Origin of the sequence: Desertivirga xinjiangensis, from assembly GCF_024436435.1 — a bacterium.
In the GTDB taxonomy this organism is placed as follows: Bacteria; Bacteroidota; Bacteroidia; order Sphingobacteriales; family Sphingobacteriaceae; genus Desertivirga; species Desertivirga xinjiangensis.
Genome location: NZ_JAFMZP010000004.1, coordinates 259,565 through 280,545, shown reverse-complemented (window position 1 = coordinate 280,545; position 20,981 = coordinate 259,565). Strand labels below are relative to the sequence as shown.

Below are 20,981 nucleotides of genomic sequence, written 5' to 3'. Positions count from 1 at the left end.
GCGGATTAAACTATTTTCCTTTACATGGTCTAAACTTCAAATAAATTAGATTATGAAGAAAATATTTTTAGCATTCGCTTTATTAGTCGGATCTCTATCTTACAGCCAGGCTCAGCAGCAGGCCCCACGTACTCCGGAAGAAAGAGCCAAAACGCAGTCGCAACGTTTAGCAGACAGACTAAAACTAGATGCTGAACAGAAATCAAAACTGGAAGCTATCTTTCTGGCTCAAGCTAAGTCGGTGGATAGCCTGAGAGCGACCACAGCTGAAGTAGCCGACAGAAGGCAATCTTTCGAAAAAATGCGGCCTATTCGCGAGCAGGCCGACAAAAAAATTAAAGCTCTTCTTAACGATGAGCAAAAGAAAGCTTATGCGACCTATCAGGAAGAAATGAAAAGCCGCATGGAAAACCGTTCAGGTCGCCGGGGCGGATCAAATGCTCAACCATCCAACTAGAAAACAAGCGGCTTATGCCGCTTTTTTTCCTTAACACTTTTTAACAAAGTCCTTGTTAAACCCTGCTCCTCAAATACGCTCTATTAATACAAACACACATAGATATGAAAAAGTTAATTTTAGCGGCCTTATTAGTTACGGGCATTTCACTTACAGGTTTTTCACAGGACAGAGCAAAACATACAAAGAAAACTCCTGAGCAAAGAGCACAATTCATGACGGATGCAATGGATAAGAAACTATCTCTGTCTGATAAACAAAGGTCGGAAATCTACAAAGTACATCTGGATCGGGCCAGAGACATGGAAAAGAATCGCAGCGAAACAAGAAAACGCGGTGAAAAAGATCGTTCAAAAATGAAAGGCCAGTTTGAAGCCAGCGAAAAGAAAATTGAACGTATCTTAAACAGCGATCAGAAAAAAGCTTACGCCCAACTTAAAGCGCAGCGCCACGAGAAAGGCAAACATCGTAAAGCTGAATTCAAAAGAAAAAGAAATAAAGAGGGGAAGCTTAATTGATTAAACAATTAGCGAAAGCGGTAGGTTATTCCTGCCGCTTTTTTTATTTTAGGGCCGTTTTGAACGACATCACTTCATATATTAATGCGAAACTTAACGAAAGAATAGAAGGTCATTCTTTACGTACATTAAATACGTACGTCCAGCTGGTCGACTTTTGCTCTAATGACTATCTGGGCTTTGCCCGATCTGCAGATTTGCAGTCCATCTTTCAGGCAGAAATAAGTAAACATTCCTATTCGCTTACAGGCTCTACAGGTTCCAGACTTATTTCAGGCAATGACCCGTTTACAGAAGACCTCGAGAACTATATTTCTCACTTTCATCAGGCTGAAGCCGCTCTCATCTTCAATTCGGGCTACGATGCCAACGTCGGAATTTTTTCTTCGCTGCCTCAACGAGGAGACACCATCATCACCGATGAACTCATCCACGCTTCTATTATTGATGGCGCACGGCTAAGTTTTGCTAACCGTTACTCATTTAAACATAATGATTTAAATAGCTTAGAAGAAAAACTCAAAGTAGCAAAAGGAAGGATTTTCATCGCTGTTGAAAGCATTTATTCGATGGATGGCGATACAGCCCCCTTACAAAAAATAGCAGCTCTTGCTGAAAGGTATTCAGCAGCTTTGATTGTGGACGAAGCTCACGCAGTTGGTATATTCGGCGAACAGGGCCAGGGATTGGTACATCAACTTGGCTTGCAAGACCAGGTGTTTGCGCGGATAATCACCTTTGGAAAAGCACTGGGCTGCCATGGTGCAGCTATCCTGGGCAGCCAGGCATTGCGCTCTTACCTGATCAACTTTGCCCGTTCCTTCATCTACACAACAGCTGCTTCTCCTTTGTCACATCTCAGTGTCTATTCGGCTTATCAGTATCTTCGAAGAAACAATTTCAAACGTGATATAGAATTGAAGATAGCGGCTTTTAAAGAAGCTGCAGGCCAACTCCCTGGATTATTCATCAACAGCGAATCGCCTATTCAATGCCTTTTAGTTGAGGGCAACCAAAAAGCTAAACGACTTGAAGCAGCTTTGCAAGATGCAGGATTTGCCGTTCGGGCTATTCTCCACCCTACCGTAGCCGAAGGAAAAGAAAGATTACGCTTTTGCCTTCATACATTCAATTCGGACAACGAAATCAAGCTTTTACTCAAGAAAGTAGCAGAAACATTTAAGGATTAAACAAATGAGACCTCTTTTTATAACCGGAATTGGTACTGACGTCGGGAAAACCGTTGTGTCAGCCGTTCTTGTAGAAAAACTAAAATGCGATTACTGGAAACCTGTACAGTCGGGCGATCTGAATGATTCTGATACGATGAAGGTAAAGGCGCTTGTATCGAATCCGGTGTCGCTTTTTCATCCGGAATCATATCGTTTAACCCAGCCATTCTCCCCGCATAAATCTGCGGCTTTGGACGGCGTTGAGATCGATCTTAGCAAAATACATATTCCGGAAACACAGAATCAGCTTCTGGTAGAGGGTGCGGGCGGCTTAATGGTACCCTTAAATGATAAACAGCTTATCATTGATCTTATTGGGCATTTACAGGCAGAAGTTATCCTGGTTGTGAAACATTATCTGGGTAGCATTAACCATACCCTGCTCAGCCTGGATACTTTAAAGCACAGGAATATCCCGGTGAAGGGAATAATATTCAACGGAGCTCCCGACGAATACTCAGAATCTGTCATACTAAATTATAGCGACACCCGATTGCTTGGAAGAATTCCACTGGTTCCAAACCTCGACAAAGAAAGTATTAAGTTCCTGGCACAGCAAATAGATACAGGCGCTTGAGAACAAAACAACATGCAAGCGCCTGAAACTCGTTACATTTTTTCGGGGACTTCGATTCCCAGCAATTTCATTGACTTTTTAATAACCGAGGCGGTAGACTGTGATAAGGCAAGCCGGAAATTCATTAACTGTTGCTCCTCTACTTTTAAGATAGGCTCTTCATGATAGAACTTGTTGTACAGCTTTGCAAGCTCATAAGTGTAATTTGCCACTAAAGCTGGGCTATGTTCTTTAGCTGCCGCAGATATAACTTCCGGATATTTGTATAAAGACATGACAAGCTCTCTTTCAGATGAAGAAAGAGAAGAACCAATTTCTGAAAAGCTAAAGTCTTTATGACTTGCTTTATTTATAACGGACCGGATCCGCGCATGAGTATACTGAATGAATGGTCCGGTATGGCCTTGGAAGTCGATAGACTCATTAGGGTCGAACAACAAACGCTTTTTCGGTTCTACCTTCAATAAAAAGTATTTTAAAGCCCCTAAACCGATCATGTTGTACAGATGCTCTTTCTCTGCGTCCGAAAAGCCTTCGGTTTTTCCAAGTTCCTCTGTCCGCTTTCTGGCGGTATCCACCATTTCTCTGATGAGGTCGTCTGCGTCAACAACTGTTCCTTCCCGTGACTTCATTTTGCCGGAAGGCAGATCAACCATTCCGTACGAAAGATGATAAAGCCCTTTAGCCCATGATTTACCCAGTTTATCGAGAATCAAAAACAACACTTTGAAGTGGTAATCCTGCTCGTTCCCTACTACATAGATCGATTCTTCTACATTGAAATCCTTATACTTCAATTCTGCCGTTCCTAAATCCTGGGTGATATATACCGAAGTACCATCCCCTCTTAAAACCAGCTTTTCATCCAAGCCCTCTGTGGTTAAATCTATCCAGACTGAATTATCTTCCTTTTTAAAGAAAACTCCTTTCTCCAGACCTTCCTCTATAATATCCTTTCCTAATAAATAAGTATCAGATTCATAGTAATATTTGTCGAAGGAAACACCAAGCTTATTGTAGGTTTCATCAAAGCCGGCATACACCCAACTATTCATCGTTTTCCAGAGGCTGATCACCCCCTCATCACCGGCTTCCCATTTCTGAAGCATCTGCCGCGCCTCATTAATTAGCGGTGCATTTTTCTTTGCGTCCTCTTCTGACTGACCCTGGGCCTTCAGTTCTTCGATTTCCTTTTTATACTCCTTGTCGAAAATAACGTAATAATTGCCGACAAGTTTGTCGCCTTTAAGTCCGGTACTTTCGGGAGTTTCCCCTTGTCCAAATTTCTGCCAGGCAAGCATTGATTTGCAGATATGTATACCCCGGTCGTTAACGAGATTAGCTTTCACAACCTCAAAACCTTCTGCAGAAAGAATCTCCGCAACTGAGAAACCAAGTAAGTTATTCCTTACATGGCCCAAATGAAGTGGCTTGTTAGTATTGGGAGATGAATACTCAACCATCACCTTTTTACCGTTTGGCTGGCCTTCACCGAAGTTTTCTTTTACTAGTTGTTCTTTGAATATTTTTAAAAGGAATTCTTCAGATAAAACAATATTTAAAAAACCTTTAATTACACTAAATCCGGCAACCTCGGATAAGTGGCTAACCAGATACTCTCCTATTTCATTTCCTGTTTGCTCAGGGGTCTTCCTTGACAATCTCGTAAGAGGAAACGTTACAACAGTTATTTCGCCATCAAATTCCTTGCGGGTTTCCTGAAGAGCTATATCCGATTCCTTAATTTCTGTATTATATAGAGCTTTAACAGCTTCAACGGTTCCTTTTAAAATAAAATCCATCAGACAAACTTAGATAAAATTTCGCCTCCAAAAATAGTGTATAAATTTTTTATGTGAACCTGATGATCTTTTTGGACCAATCTAATTAATCTTAACTAAACATGCCCTTAACGTCAATCATATAGCTTTATGGTTTGTTTATATTTTAATGGAGATCAAAGTAAGTTCAGAAATTGGTACGCTTCGTTCGCTGGTCATTCATAGCCCTGACAGCGGAATTGGCCGTGTGGCGCCCTCTAAGGCCCAGGATTGGTTATTTGAAGATATTCTTCACCTGGAAACCGTACGAAAAAAAGAATACGACCTTTACGTCAAGGTCCTCCTGTATTTTCTCGATCCTGAGATCATCAGAGGAAGGATTGCTGAGATAGATTCATCAGAAAGTAACCGAAGTTTCTACAAACCCAACAACAGAAACTTTCACAATTCACTTAAAGTCATCGAAATAGAAAGACTCCTGTCTGAGATACTGGAAGACAATAACATCTGTCAGAAGCTTACTGCAGCGGTATGTGCAATTGAAGGTTGTAGCTATAAATTACAGAAGGAGCTGATAAATACCTCTCCTGCCGAACTTGCAAAAATCTTTATATCGGGATCTTTGTTCGACGGGAGCATGATATTTCCTCCTATTCCGAACCTTATTTTCACCCGGGACATTGGAATAACCATAAACGACTACATTTTAATCAACAAACCTGCTAAAAAAGCGCGCTCACGGGAAACCCTGTTAGCAAGATATATTTTTTTCAACCATAAGATCTTTGAAAACTACCGCGATCATATTCTTGAAATACCCGATACTGTTAAGTACTTTTTGAGGCCAGGAGAAGATCCCGGTGAAAAAACCACTATAGAAGGTGGCGATGTTATGGTAGTAAGTCCCCGTCACATTTTAATTGGCTGCAGTGAACGAACCACGCTGAGCGGGGCGAGCGAAGCCATTAAACTTCTTTTTGAGCATAACGTTATTGAGAAAGTTACGCTGATAAAAATACCGCATAAGCGCGACTTTATGCACATTGATACGATCTTCACCCAGGTAAAACGAGACACGTGGGTAGTGCTTGGCTCAATTTCATCAAAAGAACAGCATCGGGGCCCCGACGCCATTGACTATTTCTCGGAAAAGAAGAACAAAGAGAAGCCGGAGATCATACAATTTAAAAAAGGAAAGATGGACAGGCCAAAAAAGTTTGCCTGCATTGAAGACTTGCTGGATCATATTAGTCGCAAAGACCTTGGTTCGGAGACAGAAACCAGGTTCATTTACTCCGGCAACAACATCTTTCCTTTTGATGTAAGGGAACAATGGACCGACTCCTGTAATCTTCTGGCTTTGAAAGAGGGAGTAGTGGTAGGGTACGACAGAAATGACAAAACAATAGAGGCTTTCCGCGAAAATGGATTCACCACCCTTACTGCCTCCGATCTGATCGAAAAGCTTGAGAAAAACGAAATAACCATCGAATCATTAACAGATACCCTGATTCTGATACCTTCAGCAGAACTTTCGCGTGCCAGAGGAGGCTTTCATTGCATGAGCATGCCTCTGTTAAGAGATGATATATGAGCTCAGCCAGCACCATATTAATGATCAGGCCGGTTAACTTTGCTTACAACGAGGAGGCTGCGATAAGTAATTCCTTCATGGATAAAATGGCCCGAAAGAGACACCCGCAGCCCCTTGCTTTGAAAGAATTCGATCAGTTTTCTGACCTATTGAAAATAAATGGGTTAGAGGTTGTTATCATCCAGGATACACCTATCCCTCACACTCCTGATTCCATCTTCCCGAATAACTGGATCATGACAGATGCTTCAGGATCTGTTTACGTCTTTCCCATGGAAGCTGAGAACAGGCGGCTTGAGCGGCGAGCGGATATTTTAGCAGAACTAAAGACCCGGTTCGATGTAAAACAAATTTTTGATCTTAGCTTTTTCGAGCAGGAAGGAAAATTTCTCGAAGGAACGGGCAGCATGGTTTTAGACCGCGATCATCAGATTGCTTACGCCTGCCTGTCACCGCGAACAAACCCGGAAGTTCTTCAATATTTCTGTAAACTTTCCGGATACAAACCCCTCACTTTTAATGCCGTTGATCTTAACAATACACCCATATACCACACTAATGTCCTTATGTGCCTGAGTAAGTCCTTTGCTGTAATATGTTTAGACGCTATTCCTAACGCCCGGGAAAGGATGGCAATAGTAAGTATGCTAGAGGAAACTAACAAAGACATCGTCGAAATTAATTATCATCAGCTGCTTCACTTTGCGGGCAATATGCTTCAGCTCAGAAACACAAACAACGAAGATCTTCTTGTTCTTTCCGAGCAAGCTTATAAATCCTTATCAGGAGATCAGTTAAACCGGCTTCAACGCTACTGCCGACCGGTTTTCTCGCCGCTGTACACGATAGAGAATACAGGCGGCGGAAGTGCCCGTTGTATGATTGCGGAAGTATTCTTACCACACAAGCAAGCTATGTCCTGATCATTTTCCAGTTTCCATATGTGGCGCATCAACAGGCTTGGATTCCGGAGACCTGTATTTTTTCGGACCATCTGCCATAATCCGTCGGTTTATACAGCCTAATAACTGTAGGTCTCGCCCTTTTGTTCTTCAGCCCAATAAATTACCTTAATTGATTGTAATCTTTTCAGCTCATAATTATTTGTAAGAAAACAACAAGTCAATTTTGTTATTTTCGCACGTTAAAAATTGAAGCCTTTTTGTAATCTTACACGTAGAACGCAAAGAGTTTACAATAACCACATTGCAAAAAGAAAAATAGATGCAGAGTTACGAAGAATTCATTGACCTCAGCGTTGGCTTTCCACAGGAGGGCTTTGAAGTTATTGATGATGAACTATATTTCCAGGACCTAAATCTGATGGAAATGATTGAAACCTATGGCACGCCGCTTAGGTTTACTTATTTACCCCTTATATCTAAAAAAATTCAGCAAGCCAAGTTGCTATTTCAGCAGGCTATAGTAAACAATAATTATCGTGGAACTTATATGTACTGTTACTGTACAAAAAGCAGCCACTTCAGACACATTGTTGAGGAAGCCCTGAAAAACGATATTCACCTTGAAACCTCTTCAGCATTTGATATGCCAATGATCGATGCTCTTGAAAAAAAGGGGGTGGTAAATAAAGAGATGACGATTATCTGCAACGGATTTAAAACGTATCAATATAAGCAATACATTATTGATATGTTTCATGATGGATTTAAAAACATCATTCCGGTGCTTGACAATAAAGAAGAGTTTAATATTTATGATGATGAGCTGGATATTCCCTGTAGTTTAGGTATCCGTATTGCATCAGAAGAGCAGCCAGACTCTCAGTTCTATACCTCACGGCTGGGTATCAGAATGGAAGATGTAATCGAATTCTATAACAATAAGATTGCGCAAAATCCTAACTTCAAGGTTAAATTACTGCATTTCTTTATTAACTCGGGTATATCTGACACTCCCTATTACTGGAATGAGCTAGAGAAATATGTGACGCTTTACTGCAAGTTTAAGAAGATAAACCCCGACCTCACAGTATTGGATATTGGTGGTGGCATGCCTTTTAAAGATTCCCTGGTTTTCGATTTCGACTACGAATACATGGTAAATGAGATCGTTAAACGGATCAAGGAGATCTGTGCCGAACACGATGTGATCGAGCCGGATATCATCACTGAATTTGGGAAGTATACCGTTGCGGAAGCTTCAGGAATTCTTTACAAAGTCCTTGGCCGTAAACAGCAGAACGACCGTGAAAAATGGCTTATGTTAGATGGTTCGTTTATTACTAACCTTCCTGATGTTTGGGCACTGAACCAGAAATATATTTTATTACCCGTAAATAACTGGGATTCCGAATATGAACGGGTGAACCTTGGCGGTATAACCTGTGATGGACAGGACTATTATAACCAAGAGGCTCATATGAACAGTGTGTTCATGCCTAAGACGCGTAAAGTACAATATCTGGGTTTTTTCCATACGGGAGCATACCAGGAAGTATTAAGCGGGTATGGTGGTATTCATCACTGTCTTCTTCCCTCTCCTAAACATGTTATCATACGCCGTAACCGTGATGAGACGTTTAATTTTGATGTTTTTGGAGAAGAGCAAAACAGCAAACAGGTATTAAAGATACTAGGGTATACCACCTAGGGTATTTTATCAGGTCAGCAAATAAATTTGCTGACCTGATCCTTTATACATCATTCTTTTCCAGCAGCTTCAATAACGTAGCAAAGTCTTTCGGATAAGGGGCCTCCACAGTCACTTCTACATCACCCCTTAACCTGAAGGTGACCTCTTTAGCATGCAGCGCAAAACGCTTCATTATAGGTAGCTCTTCCTGATCTTTACTTAGCCTGTAATTTCTTTTTATTTGCGAAAGAAATACCGGTTTTCCTCCATACATTTCATCTCCTGCGATAGCAGCTCTTTGAGTGGCTAGATGAACCCTGATCTGGTGCATTCTGCCGGTTACCGGCTGGCATTCAACTAAGGTGTAATGCTTGAAATATTTCAGAGAGTTGAAAAGAGTTTGAGCCGGCTTCCCTTCCTGCTTGTTTATGGTAACATTTTTATTTCCCAAATTCAGGATAGGAAGATCAATGCTAAGATCATTAAAGACATGAGTACCATTAACTACTGCATGATACACCTTTTTTACTTTTCTATGTTCGAACTGCATAGACAGCATGCGGTATGCTTCCGGATTCTTCGCAATGATCAGGCAACCGGATGTCTCTTTATCTAAACGATGACAAACCTGCGCGTCAGCTACATATTGCTTAGCGAGATTTAACATATTAATATCCCCTCCCTCGCGTTCATGTAATGAACTGATGAAAGGGGGTTTATTCACTACGATAAGATCCTCATTCTCAAAAATGATAAGATCTTCCAGCCTTGGAATTTTCACTGGGCAAAAGTAGCGATTTATGCCGGGATTCCCGCAGATTTCGCGGTCGGCGCTAGCTTAAAACAGAACGTTTAATATCAGGCGAACACAATTAAGTCTAGGCTTCAAATTTGTATCCGACGCCTTTGACAGTACTTACGTAAGCATCACCAAGTTTTTCGCGTATCTTACGGATATGAACATCGATAGTACGGTTAGTTACTACCACAGAATCCTCCCATATACTTTTCAGGATCACCTCACGAGTATACACTTTTCCCGGTTTGGCGGCTAGTAAGTATAGCAGTTCAAACTCCTTCTTTGCAAGCACGATTTTTGTACTGCCTCGGTAAACCAGGTAGGTCTCCCTGTCTATAACCAGGTCGGATATCTCGAGCTTGTTTTCAATGGCTTCTTCTGGCTGGCTATTGCGGCGCAATATGGCGTTTATTCTGCTCACCAAAGCCCTGGGCTTGATTGGTTTTGCTATATAATCATCAGCTCCTACATTAAAACCGGCTATTTCAGAGTACTCTTCGCTGCGTGCCGTTAAAAAAACCATAAATGTATTCTTAAAGTCGTTCATGGTCCTTAGAATTCTGCAGGCTTCGATGCCATCCATTTTAGGCATCATGATATCAAGGATGATCAGATCCGGATGGTTTTTCTTAGCTTCAGAAACTCCTTCCTGACCGTTTGATGCAGTGAAGACCTGGTAACCCTCTTTTTTAAGATTATACTCAATAAGCTCCCTTATATCCGGTTCATCATCTACAATTAATATCTTTTGCTTAATTAAACTCATCTTTTTTAAATATGCTACTAAGGTATGTCCTAAAGAGCATCAAATGATTAAGATAATATTAAATTATTGTTAAGGATGACATAAGCTTAACATGACTTATAACTTACCTGAACGTTTTGTTTAAAAAACTTTCAAGTTCGGCTCCGCGTAAATTCTTTGCAAGAATTTTCCCTTGTGGGTCAATAAGATAAGAAGAAGGAAGAGCTTCTACCTGGAACTGCTTTGCAACCTGGCTGTTCCACTGATTAAGTTCTGAAACATGGTTCCATGCTAACTGGTCATCTTTTATAGCTTTTTCCCAGGCATCTTTGCTGTTATCCAATGACACGCCGAGAATGGTGAAGTTTTTGTCCTTGTACAAGTTGTACTGCTTAACGAGATTAGGGTTTTCCTGGCGACAAGGGGCACACCATGACGCCCAGAAATCAAGCAACACATATTTACCTTTGAAGTCCGACAATTTAAGTGCTCCACCCTTTACTGAAGGAGCTTCAAAATCAGGCGCAGGCTGACCTACAGCAAAAGCTTTTGCCTTTTCCATCCTTTCCAGAAAATCCTGTACGGGCCTGTTATTCGGAAATTTGCCCTTCAGCCCTTCAGCATATTTAAGAAGCTCTGATTCAAACTTTGTCGGATCCAAAGAACTGACGGCATAAAAACCAGCCAGATTATCTTTATTCTCATTGGCAAACTTTACTGAAGCATCTGCGAATGCCTTCATATTCTGCTCGAACCTTGGTATGAGTACCGCCTCCAGAGAATCTTTAGTGGCCGGATCCTGAGTTACTTTTTCCTGATACTCGTTTTGTAATTCAAGGAAGATCTTTCCGTATTTATTGCTTAGCTGGTTGTAGGTCTTAAGCTTATCCGAGATTTCTGATCCTTCTATTGAATATTCTCCGGTAAGATTCTTATAGTCGGCAGAAAAATCCAGTTCATCGCCGTTCTCAGCTACTAACAGATAATTTTTATCCTTGGCAACGATGTAAAAAAAGTCAGCGTCAGGGGATGATACCGTAAACTTGAATTTCTTATCTTCATTTAGCAATGCTGAATCGACAACCTTTTCCTGTCTATATAAGAACACTTGCTTTATCTCTTCAGCGTTTTCCAGTTTACCATCAATGGTAAACACATTTTTATCTTTACAAGCACTTAATGCAAATATCACCAGCGCTATAATTCTTATTAATCTTTTCATTTATGTCCTCTTTGACAGATAATTGCCACGTCTTTATTTTAAAGATTCCAGTTTACTAATAAGTAACTTGTTCGCCGTTTTAGGGTCAATCTTCCCACCCGACACTTTCATCAGTTCACCCATGAATAAACCTAGAACGCCTTTTTTACCTTTATTGTATTCTACTACTTTGTCGGGGTACTTACTTACAGCCTGTTCGATAAAAGCATCTAAATCGTCTTCATTAGTGTCAATAAACAGGTTAAGTTCCCTGGCAATTTCGTTTACCTGCTTACCGGGCGAAGCTGTAAGGACAGGGAATATCTGCTGAGTCGCAGCTGAATTATTTACTTTACCTTCCTCGACAAGTTGAATGATCTCAGCAATAGCACTTGCCGGGATTCCTAGTTCAGATATTTCCTTTCCGCTTTCGTTTAACAAAGATTGAACAGGACCGATTACCCAGTTAGCAGCCGATTTATAGTTGCTGCTTACTGAAATAAGCTCTTCATAGAAATCAGCAACAGACCTGTCATTCGTTAATAGCGAGGCGTCATATTCAGAAAGCCCCAGTTCAGATGTATACCTTTTAATACGTTGTTCAGGAAGTACAGGGAGTTCTTTTCTAAGCTCGTCCACCCAGTCTTGAGATAAATGTAACGGCGGTAAGTCCGGCTCAGGGAAATAGCGATAGTCCAGGGCCATCTCTTTTGAACGCAAAACAGACGTTACGCCGGTGGCTGCATCAAAATTAAGAGTGTTTTGGTCGATCCTCTCACCGCTTTCAATAAGCTGCACCTGTCTTCTAAATTCATAGTTAACCGCTCTTTGCAGATTACGTATGGAGTTAAGGTTTTTCACTTCACAACGGCAGCCATATTCGGCAGCCCCCTTAAGCCTCACCGAAATATTCGCATCACAACGAAGACTTCCTTCCTCCATATTACCATCGCACACATCAAGATACCTGACAATCCTTCGCACTTCGCTCAAATATGCAGCTGCTTCTTCTGCAGAACGAAGATCTGGCTCAGAAACGATCTCGAGGAGTGGTACTCCTGCGCGGTTCAAATCTATCAAAGAGTACCTGTCATCTTTGTCGTGCATGCTTTTGCCAGCATCCTCTTCCATATGAATGCGGTTAAGACGTATCTTTTTCTCTTCTTTATCTTTTAAGTTAATTACGATGAAGCCTTTTTGGCAGATTGGCAGTTCGTCCTGGGTTATCTGATACCCCTTAGGCAGGTCGGCATAAAAGTAATTCTTCCTGTCGAACCTGTTTACAAGGTTTATTTTGCAATGAGTCGCAAGGCCTAACTTTACAGCACAGGTAACAACTTCTTCATTAATCTTGGGTAGAGTACCAGGTAGTCCCAGAGAAACAGGGGTAGTATGTTTGTTAGGTTCAGCTCCAAAAAAAGCAGGGTCTGAAGAGAAAATCTTAGTTTTTGTTGCAAGTTGGGCATGTATCTCTAAACCAATAACCAATTCATATTTATTCAGAACTTCTTCTGTCATTACTTTCTGTTCAGTATCCATTGCTGTCATCTGGTCAAATATACCATTTCTGCTTAAAATTAGTAATTACTGGCACGCCTTTTGAAATTTTAAGAGTACATCAAAATCTATACTTATGAAAAAATTTATTTACTCAAGCGTAGTAGTGTGCCTGCTATTTTTCGGCCCTACTCTTAAAGCACAAGAATCGGTAAAATATGTAGGAAACATCGCGGCTCAGCCACTTTGGGGCCCCACAGGCTTCAACAACGTCGCTTTTTATTATCTTCCGGATCTGGAGAGTTATTACAATGTGAACGAAAAGAAGTTTATCTATTTCGAAAAAGGAAGATGGGTCTTCTCCGACACCCTTCCCGAAGCGCACAAAGATTATGATTTGTACAGTGGTTACAAGGTTGTGATTAACCGCCCTCAAGCCTATCTTAACTTTGCCGCACATAAGAGAAGATATGCAAACTTTTTAGGACAGAAAAACAAACAAGTGGCTATTATTAACTCCACTAATTCGAAGTATTTCGTTGTCACCGGACACCCGCAGGAGGAAAAACTTTCACACAATAAGGAGTGAACCGATAAATGAACTTGTTTCTTAGCACACGCGGCAAGCGTGCGTCAGCAAGAGCAAAAATAAAAATGGCCGGCAACATGCCGGCCATTTTTATTTTTCGTTAGCTAAATAATTGCCTGTCGAATCCTTAAAAGTTTCTCCAATAATGGTTCAAGTAATTCCAGATGCAACATATTCGCGCCATCCGATTTAGCGTTTTCAGGTTCGGGATGCGTTTCTATGAACAACCCGTCAGCTCCCACAGCAATTGCAGCTTTTGCAATTGTTTCAATCAATGCAGGTTTACCACCTGTCACGCCGGATGATTGATTTGGCTGCTGTAATGAATGTGTACAATCCATCACAACCGGAACCCCAAAAGATTTCATCTCGGGAATACCTCTATAATCCACAATTAAATCCTGGTATCCGAAAGTATTGCCTCTATCCGTTAAGATCACATTGGAATTACCAGAATCGACAACTTTATCTACGGCAAACTTCATAGATGCTGCAGATAAGAACTGTCCTTTCTTTATATTGATCACCTTACCGGTTTTCGCAGCGGCAATCAGCAGATCGGTTTGCCTGCATAAAAAGGCCGGGATCTGTATGACATCTACATACTCGGCCGCCATTGCAGCTTCGGCACTTTCATGAATATCAGTAACTGTAGGCACCCCGAACTCTGCGCTGATCTTAGACAGAATTTTAAGCGCTTTTTCGTCACCAATTCCGGTAAATGAATCAATACGGGAGCGATTAGCTTTTTTATAAGACCCTTTAAAAATAAAAGGGATATTAAGTTTGTCAGTGATATTGACGATACGTTCAGCGATACGCATCGCTATTTCTTCGCCCTCGATAGCACAGGGACCAGCCATCAGAAAGAAGTTATTACTGCTCGTGTGCTTGATTTGAGGAATATTCTGGATCATTTAATTACCAAGTTCTGATAAAAATTTAATACGCATCAACTGCAATTCTTCAATAGTATAATCATCACTTCCCAACTCCCTAAGCGCTTCATCGATAGAATCCACTTCAGCCGATCTGAAATAATCAAACACCTCATCCTGCCGGTCTTCATCAATCATTTCATCGATATAATAGTTAAGGTTAAGCTTGGTGCCTGAATTAACTATGGATTCAACCTCACGGAGAATGTCTTCATAAGTAATGCCTTTGGCTGAAGCTATATCGTCAAGAGCAATTTGCCGGTCTATATTTTGAATGATCGAAACTTTCAATGCCGATTTATTTGCAGCACTTTTTATAACCAGATCTATCGGACGATCTATATCATTCTCCTCAACGTACTTTTTAATAAGTTCAATAAATGGAGCACCGAACTTAAGTGCCTTACCAGAACCTACGCCCTGAATTTGTTTCAGCTCATCAATACTAACCGGATAATGCGTACACATCTCATCCAATGACGGATCCTGAAAAATAACAAATGGCGGCAGATTTTTTTGCTTTGCAATTTTTTTACGGAGTTCTTTCAGCATTTTCAGAAGCTCCGTATCCAAAGCTCCTCCCCCTTGTTGTCCTCCTTCTTCGGAATCATCCTCGGCAGAGTCCATTTGCCTGTTTAATACAAAGCGAACAGTATAAGGATTAACAATAAAGTCTTTTCCGGCAGGTGTAAGCCTTAACAACCCGTAATTGTCTATATCTTTCGAAACGTAATTACTCAATAATGTCTGGCGCAGCAGCGACTTCCATAACAAAATCCCGTCTTCTTTACCCATTCCGAATTCAGGAAGTTTATTATGGTCATAAGCCACGATCTGAGGAGTTTCCTCTCCGATCATAAAGCTTATGATATGATGGTCGTCAAACTTCTCACCGAGAGCCTCTATGATTCGCAACGTATGCTGCAGTTTGTCAGCTCCCTCAAAATGTGTCTTCTCTGCCCGGCAATTGTCGCACATCTCACCGCAGCTATCTTCACTGAAGTTTTCGCCGAAATAATGTAAGATCTGCTTACGCCTGCATACCGCAGATTCCGCATAATCAATCACCTCTTTCAGGATCTGAGTTCCTATTTCCCGTTCGGAAACAGGTTTATCCTTCATAAACTTGGCAAGCTTATCAATATCCTTCTCAGAGTAAAAAGCCACGCAGACGCCTTCACCACCATCCCGGCCTGCGCGCCCGGTTTCCTGATAATACCCTTCCATACTTTTAGGAATGTCATGGTGTATAACATACCGGACATCTGGTTTATCGATCCCCATTCCGAAAGCAATTGTTGCTACAATCACCTCTACATCCTCCATTAGGAACTTGTCCTGAGTTTCAGCCCGAACTTTCGGTTCGAGACCCGCATGATAAGGAAGCGCCTTTATACCATTCAGGTTAAGGGCTTCAGCAACCTCCTCAACCTTTTTACGACTAAGACAATATACAATTCCCGTCTTGCCCGGGTGGTTTTTAATGAAACGGATAATCTCTTTAAGCACGTTTCGCTTTGCCCTTACTTCATAATACAAGTTGGGGCGATTAAATGACGACTTAAACAGTGTGGAATTGTTCATCTGCAGGTTTTTGATAATATCCTGCTGAACTTTTGGAGTTGCAGTGGCAGTCAATGCAATGATAGGAATATTTTCGCCGATACTGCTGATCACTTGTCTGATCTTCCGGTACTCCGGCCTGAAGTCATGCCCCCACTCAGAAATACAATGCGCCTCATCCACGGCAACAAATGACACAGTTATTAGTCTCAGAAAATCAATATTTTCCGCTTTTGCAAGAGATTCAGGTGCCACATAAAGCAGCTTTGTTTCGCCACTCAATACGTCTTGCTTAACCTTGGTTATCTCCGCCTTATTTAAAGAAGAGTTGAGAAAATGAGCAATGCTCTCTGTTCCACCAAATGCTCTCAATTGATCAACCTGATTTTTCATCAGAGCAATCAAGGGAGAAATTACCACGGCCGTCCCCTCACTCATTAAAGCAGGCAGCTGGTAGCATATTGATTTACCACCGCCTGTAGGCATAATTACAAACGTATCTTTCTTTTGTAAAATATTAGTTATAATGGCTTCCTGTTCTCCTTTAAAGTTATCAAAGCCAAAAAAGTTCTGTAAATTATCGAATAATGATTTCTTTATCTCCATCGTCCTCACCGGGAAATTATTTTAGAAAGGCTAAAATTTAGGTCAAAATAACATATTTTTGGCGGAAAATGATACTTTTATTTAAAAAATCTTTATTTGAAAACTATATCCGAGATCATACAAATCGCACAAAGAACACTCAAAATAGAACTTGAAGGCATTTCTTCGTTATCTTCGAAAATAAATAATGACTTTGGGGTGATAATCAACCATCTGCTGAATATTAAAGGCAGAGTTATTCTTACCGGAATCGGAAAAAGCGCGATCATTGCACAAAAGATTGTAGCAACCTTAAATTCAACAGGTACACCCTCTATTTTTATGCACGCAGCCGATGCCATTCACGGAGATCTCGGAATAATTCAACAGAACGACACGGTAATTTGTATCTCGAAAAGCGGGAATACTCCCGAAATAAAAGTATTAGTCCCCTTACTAAAATTAGCCGGCCATACCGTAATTGCAATGGTGGGCGACATTAATTCATTTTTGGCCCTCCAGGCAGACTACATTCTCGACACGACAACCTCCATGGAGGCTTGTCCGCACAACCTGGCGCCAACCACGAGTACAACAGCGCAACTCATAATGGGCGATATGATTGCAGTATGCTTGCTTGAATGCAGGGAATTTAGCAGTGCTGATTTTGCTAAATATCACCCTGGTGGGTCATTGGGCAAGCGCTTGTATCTAAAGGTGAGCGACTTGTACATACACAATGAAAAACCTCAGATTGATCCCGACGCAGCTATCAGGAATGTAATTTTGGAAATTACCCGAAACCGTTTAGGGGCAGTAACTGTAGTTGAAGGCGACACGATTCTGGGAATTATCACAGACGGGGATATTCGTAGAATGATGGAAAAATTTGAGTCATTTGCAGAATTAACAGCAAAAGATATAATGGGCAGAAACCCGCGGCTAATCGATAGTGATGAGCTTGCTGTGAATGCGCTCAGTATATTGAGAAGCAATAACATAACCCAATTAATAGTAACAAAAGATGGTAGTTACAAAGGTATTATCCATTTACACGACCTACTGAAAGAGGGAATTATATAATTAATAAATCAGGTGAACTATCATATCAAAACATGATATTCATTGCAAACAAAAAAGGAATATTATAATGAAAGATTTTTATGCCGTTATAATGGCTGGCGGAGTCGGAAGCCGGTTTTGGCCAATAAGCCGGACTGCTCATCCAAAACAATTTATCGACATATTAGGTACCGGAAAAACGCTCATACAAAATACATATGAACGTTTTCTGAAAATTGTGCCGGCAGAGAACATTTATATAGTCACAAATGACATTTATAAATCCCTGGTAAAGGAACAAATCCCTGCAATTGATGAAACCCAGATTTTAGGAGAGCCTGTTATGCGTAATACAGCCCCATGTATTGCATATGCCTGCCATAAAATAAGCATCCTTAATCCTGATGCTTCCATCGTGGTAGCTCCATCAGACCATCTGATCCTCAATACCGAGGAATTCGTAAATGATATCAACAAATCCCTCGAAGTAAGCAAGAGACACAACTGCCTGATCACCCTGGGTATCAAACCCTCACGTCCTGATACCGGATATGGATACATTCAATTCAACGCCCAGACCCTCGAGGACAATTTCCACAAGGTGAAAACTTTCACCGAAAAACCGAGTCTGGAAATAGCTAAATCATTCCTTCAAAGTGGGGACTTTCTATGGAATGCCGGTATTTTTGTGTGGTCTGCAAAAGCAATAATCAGCTCGTTTGAGAGATACCTGCCTGATATAAACGATATTTTCAAGGAAGGAGAAAGTGTATTTGATACACCTGCCGAACATTCCTTTATTCAAAACGCTTATTATCAGTGCACCAATATTTCGATTGATTATGGAATAATGGAGAAAGCCGATAACGTATACGTACTTCCCACTGATTTCGGCTGGTCCGATCTCGGCACCTGGTCGTCAGTTTATGAACTTGCTGATAAAGACTACGTTGGCAACGCTGTAATTCCTTCTGACAAAGTGATCATGTACGATTCATCAAATTGCATGGTTAATGTACCAGGTGAAAAACTGGTTATCTTACAGGGGCTCGATGACTACATAATCGTTGAATCAAACAACACACTGATGGTTTGTCAGAAAAGCCAGGAACAGAACGTCAAGCAAATTGTGGCCGATGTTAAAGCACGATTTGGTGTGGAATATATTTAGTGCGGTTCGGGGAACCTACGATAGGGCTTCGGGATAAATATCCCGAAGAGCCTAAATATACCAAAGAGCCTAAGAGCATAAGTATAAATATTTTTCTATCCCGTCCGAAAATTCCGAAGGATTTCTTAGGATTCAGTAAAATAAAAGTCTCTAATCCGTTAAATCCCTTGCTAGCGCTCGAGTACCGCGTGTGCTAACATCCTGCGTTACAAGCATTTTATTGTAATGTTTCCGCTCCTCCGCATAACCTCAAATTTTTTTATAAAAAAAGGGTCGAATACTAGTATTCGACCCTACATCTACCTATGAAAAACATGCCCTTTGGGAGGGCATCACAAATATAGATATAAAGCCCTCATCTCCAAAAAAAATGTAAAAAATATATTTATTATTTCAAACAAAATTATAACTAGTTAATAATCAACAACAAAAAAATGAACATCGTGCAAACATTATTAATAAACAAATGTATACACACAGCTTCTTTCCGAAAAAAAGTGTGCGGACACGGCCCATGGCTCCCACCGGAACGGAAGAAGCGGCTAGCTTCGCTTAACGGATGGTTGCAAAAGCCTGTTCCAAATCGTCGGTGATATCGTCAATATGTTCAATACCTACCGATATCCGTAACTGTGTTGGAGTAACTCCCGCAGCGATCTGCTCCTCTGCACTCAACTGTTGATGAGTGGTGGCTGATGGTTGTATGATGAGAGTCTTCGCATCCCCCAAATTCGCCAGGTGACTAATCAGCTTAAGGTTATCAACAAATTTGATTGCCTGATCCTTACCACCCTTAATTTCAAAAGACAGCACCGATCCAAATCCGTTTTTCAGGTATTTCTTAGCGTTTTCGTGGTAAGGACTGCTTTTAAGACCAGGGTAATTTACATTCTCTACCTGTTCGTGATTCTCAAGCCAGTTGGCCAGCTTCAAAGCATTATCCACATGGCGCTGAACCCTCAGAGAAAGCGTTTCAAGCCCCTGCAAAAACAGGAACGAGTTAAATGGCGACACCGCCGGACCAAAGTCCCTTAATCCCTCTACTCTCGCCCGTATAATGAACTGGATATTACCAAAGGGACCACCAATACCAAACACATCATTGAAGACCAGCCCATGATAACCATCTGAAGGCTCCGTAAACTGAGGAAACTTCCCATTGCCCCAATTATAGTTTCCGCCGTCAACGATCACCCCTCCTATACTGGTACCATGTCCTCCGATCCATTTAGTTGCAGATTGAACCACAATATGGGCGCCATGTTCAAGAGGGCGGAATAAATAACCAGCGGCTGCGCAGGTATTGTCTACGATCAAAGGCAAATCATATTTTTGCGAGAGCTGGGCAAACTTCTCAAAATCCGGAATATTAAAACCCGGATTACCTATAGACTCCAGGTAAAGTGCTTTTGTATTTTCGTCGATCAGCTCTTCAAAACTTTGAGGGTCATCACCTTTTGCGAAGCGGGCATCTATTCCAAGACGCTTAAACGACACCTTAAACTGATTGTAAGTTCCGCCATATAAAAAAGAAGTTGTTACAAAATTGTCGCCAGCCTGCAGAATATTGTTTAAAGCGATGAATTGAGCTGCCTGACCAGAAGCCACAGCAAGCGCGGCAACTCCGCCCTCTAAAGCTGCTACACGTTTTTCAAAAACATCGGTTGTCGGATTCATCAATCGTGTATAAATATTACCGAATTCTTTGAGTGCAAATAAATTGGCGCCATGCTCAGAACTTTTGAATACGTAGGATGAAGTCTGATACAAAGGTACTGCCCTCGAACCGGTAGTAGGGTCTGCTTCCTGCCCTGCATGTACCTGCAGGGTTTCGAATTTGAGTTTTTTCTCTGACATAGTTTTGGTTCTAATTTTTTCCTTCAATTAAGGTTAAAGACAAATATAAAATATCTATAGGTTTTATAGATTGATCAGCGAATTTATTTTTAGCCAAACAAAAAATTTCCACTTGCATTACATTTTCAATCGGCACTGATAGCTTTCAATTGTTTACTGAATGTTATTATCCTCTATTACATAAAACAAACCCGCACATTTTCGTTATATTTACATTGAG

18 protein-coding genes are annotated in these 20,981 nt (G+C 41.1%); 10 read left to right on the top strand and 8 right to left on the bottom strand.

Going from position 1 to position 20,981, the window contains the following annotated elements; genetic code table 11:
* Positions 1–52: 52 nt before the first annotated feature.
* The 4 genes from J3P37_RS12465 to bioD all read left to right on the top strand — a co-directional run bounded on the left by J3P37_RS12465 (position 53) and on the right by bioD (position 2,784).
* Positions 53–457, top strand: coding sequence for a DUF4890 domain-containing protein (locus J3P37_RS12465; protein ID WP_256011529.1), 405 nt, complete (start codon positions 53–55; stop codon positions 455–457).
* A gap of 104 nt (positions 458–561) precedes the next feature.
* Positions 562–975: a DUF4890 domain-containing protein gene (locus tag J3P37_RS12460; protein ID WP_256011528.1), complete on the top strand. Its 414-nt coding sequence runs from the start codon at positions 562–564 to the stop codon at positions 973–975.
* Entirely contained in the window at positions 972–2,165 is a 1,194-nt protein-coding gene (locus J3P37_RS12455; protein WP_256011527.1) for an aminotransferase class I/II-fold pyridoxal phosphate-dependent enzyme, read from the top strand. Before J3P37_RS12460 ends, J3P37_RS12455 begins: the two co-directional genes overlap by 4 nt.
* A 4-nt stretch (positions 2,166–2,169) precedes the next feature.
* Positions 2,170–2,784, top strand: a complete 615-nt coding sequence (gene bioD / locus J3P37_RS12450; RefSeq protein ID WP_256011526.1) for a dethiobiotin synthase — start codon at positions 2,170–2,172, stop codon at positions 2,782–2,784.
* Positions 2,785–2,816: 32 nt separating this feature from the next.
* Here the strand turns inward: bioD and argS are convergent, their stop codons facing one another.
* Positions 2,817–4,586 (bottom strand): arginine--tRNA ligase, encoded by a 1,770-nt coding sequence (gene argS / locus J3P37_RS12445; RefSeq protein WP_256011524.1) that lies wholly within the window; start codon positions 4,584–4,586, stop codon positions 2,817–2,819.
* A gap of 148 nt (positions 4,587–4,734) precedes the next feature.
* On the opposite strand from argS, the gene J3P37_RS12440 reads away from it, so the two are divergent.
* From J3P37_RS12440 to J3P37_RS12430, 3 genes are all read left to right on the top strand, one after another.
* Positions 4,735–6,159 (top strand): arginine deiminase family protein, encoded by a 1,425-nt coding sequence (locus J3P37_RS12440; RefSeq protein WP_256011523.1) that lies wholly within the window; start codon positions 4,735–4,737, stop codon positions 6,157–6,159.
* Positions 6,156–7,082 (top strand): citrulline utilization hydrolase CtlX, encoded by a 927-nt coding sequence (gene ctlX, locus J3P37_RS12435; RefSeq protein WP_256011522.1) that lies wholly within the window; start codon positions 6,156–6,158, stop codon positions 7,080–7,082. Before J3P37_RS12440 ends, ctlX begins: the two co-directional genes overlap by 4 nt.
* Before the next feature lie 301 nt (positions 7,083–7,383).
* A complete protein-coding gene (locus tag J3P37_RS12430; protein ID WP_256011521.1) occupies positions 7,384–8,772 on the top strand; it encodes an arginine decarboxylase in 1,389 nt (462 codons plus the stop codon).
* 43 nt (positions 8,773–8,815) lie between these two features.
* On the opposite strand, the gene J3P37_RS12425 is transcribed toward J3P37_RS12430, so the two are convergent.
* From J3P37_RS12425 to gatB, 4 genes are all read right to left on the bottom strand, one after another.
* Complete coding sequence (locus J3P37_RS12425) at positions 8,816–9,535, bottom strand: RluA family pseudouridine synthase (RefSeq protein ID WP_256011520.1); 720 nt, start codon at positions 9,533–9,535, stop codon at positions 8,816–8,818.
* Between the two features lie 97 nt (positions 9,536–9,632).
* The gene (locus J3P37_RS12420; protein ID WP_256011519.1) at positions 9,633–10,319 is read right to left on the bottom strand and encodes a response regulator transcription factor; all 687 of its coding nucleotides are present in this window, start codon (positions 10,317–10,319) and stop codon (positions 9,633–9,635) included.
* A 103-nt stretch (positions 10,320–10,422) separates the two neighbouring features.
* Entirely contained in the window at positions 10,423–11,520 is a 1,098-nt protein-coding gene (locus J3P37_RS12415; RefSeq protein ID WP_256011517.1) for a TlpA disulfide reductase family protein, read from the bottom strand.
* A 33-nt stretch (positions 11,521–11,553) separates the two neighbouring features.
* Positions 11,554–13,038: an Asp-tRNA(Asn)/Glu-tRNA(Gln) amidotransferase subunit GatB gene (gatB, locus tag J3P37_RS12410; RefSeq protein WP_256011516.1), complete on the bottom strand. Its 1,485-nt coding sequence runs from the start codon at positions 13,036–13,038 to the stop codon at positions 11,554–11,556.
* Positions 13,039–13,132: 94 nt separating this feature from the next.
* Between gatB and J3P37_RS12405 the strand changes: the two genes are divergently transcribed.
* Positions 13,133–13,585 (top strand): hypothetical protein, encoded by a 453-nt coding sequence (locus J3P37_RS12405; RefSeq protein ID WP_256011515.1) that lies wholly within the window; start codon positions 13,133–13,135, stop codon positions 13,583–13,585.
* 104 nt (positions 13,586–13,689) lie between these two features.
* On the opposite strand, the gene kdsA is transcribed toward J3P37_RS12405, so the two are convergent.
* Together kdsA and recQ are read right to left on the bottom strand one after the other, a co-directional pair.
* Positions 13,690–14,502, bottom strand: a complete 813-nt coding sequence (kdsA, locus tag J3P37_RS12400) for a 3-deoxy-8-phosphooctulonate synthase (RefSeq protein WP_256011514.1) — start codon at positions 14,500–14,502, stop codon at positions 13,690–13,692.
* Entirely contained in the window at positions 14,503–16,692 is a 2,190-nt protein-coding gene (recQ, locus tag J3P37_RS12395; RefSeq protein ID WP_256011513.1) for a DNA helicase RecQ, read from the bottom strand.
* Positions 16,693–16,788: 96 nt separating this feature from the next.
* On the opposite strand from recQ, the gene J3P37_RS12390 reads away from it, so the two are divergent.
* On the top strand, positions 16,789–17,754 hold the full coding sequence (locus tag J3P37_RS12390) for a KpsF/GutQ family sugar-phosphate isomerase (RefSeq protein WP_256011511.1): 966 nt from the start codon (positions 16,789–16,791) through the stop codon (positions 17,752–17,754).
* A 67-nt stretch (positions 17,755–17,821) separates the two neighbouring features.
* Complete coding sequence (locus tag J3P37_RS12385; protein WP_305121157.1) at positions 17,822–18,904, top strand: mannose-1-phosphate guanylyltransferase; 1,083 nt, start codon at positions 17,822–17,824, stop codon at positions 18,902–18,904.
* 552 nt (positions 18,905–19,456) lie between these two features.
* Here the strand turns inward: J3P37_RS12385 and J3P37_RS12380 are convergent.
* The gene (locus J3P37_RS12380) at positions 19,457–20,761 is read right to left on the bottom strand and encodes an O-acetylhomoserine aminocarboxypropyltransferase/cysteine synthase family protein (protein ID WP_256011510.1); all 1,305 of its coding nucleotides are present in this window, start codon (positions 20,759–20,761) and stop codon (positions 19,457–19,459) included.
* Between the last annotated feature and the right edge of the window lie 220 nt (positions 20,762–20,981).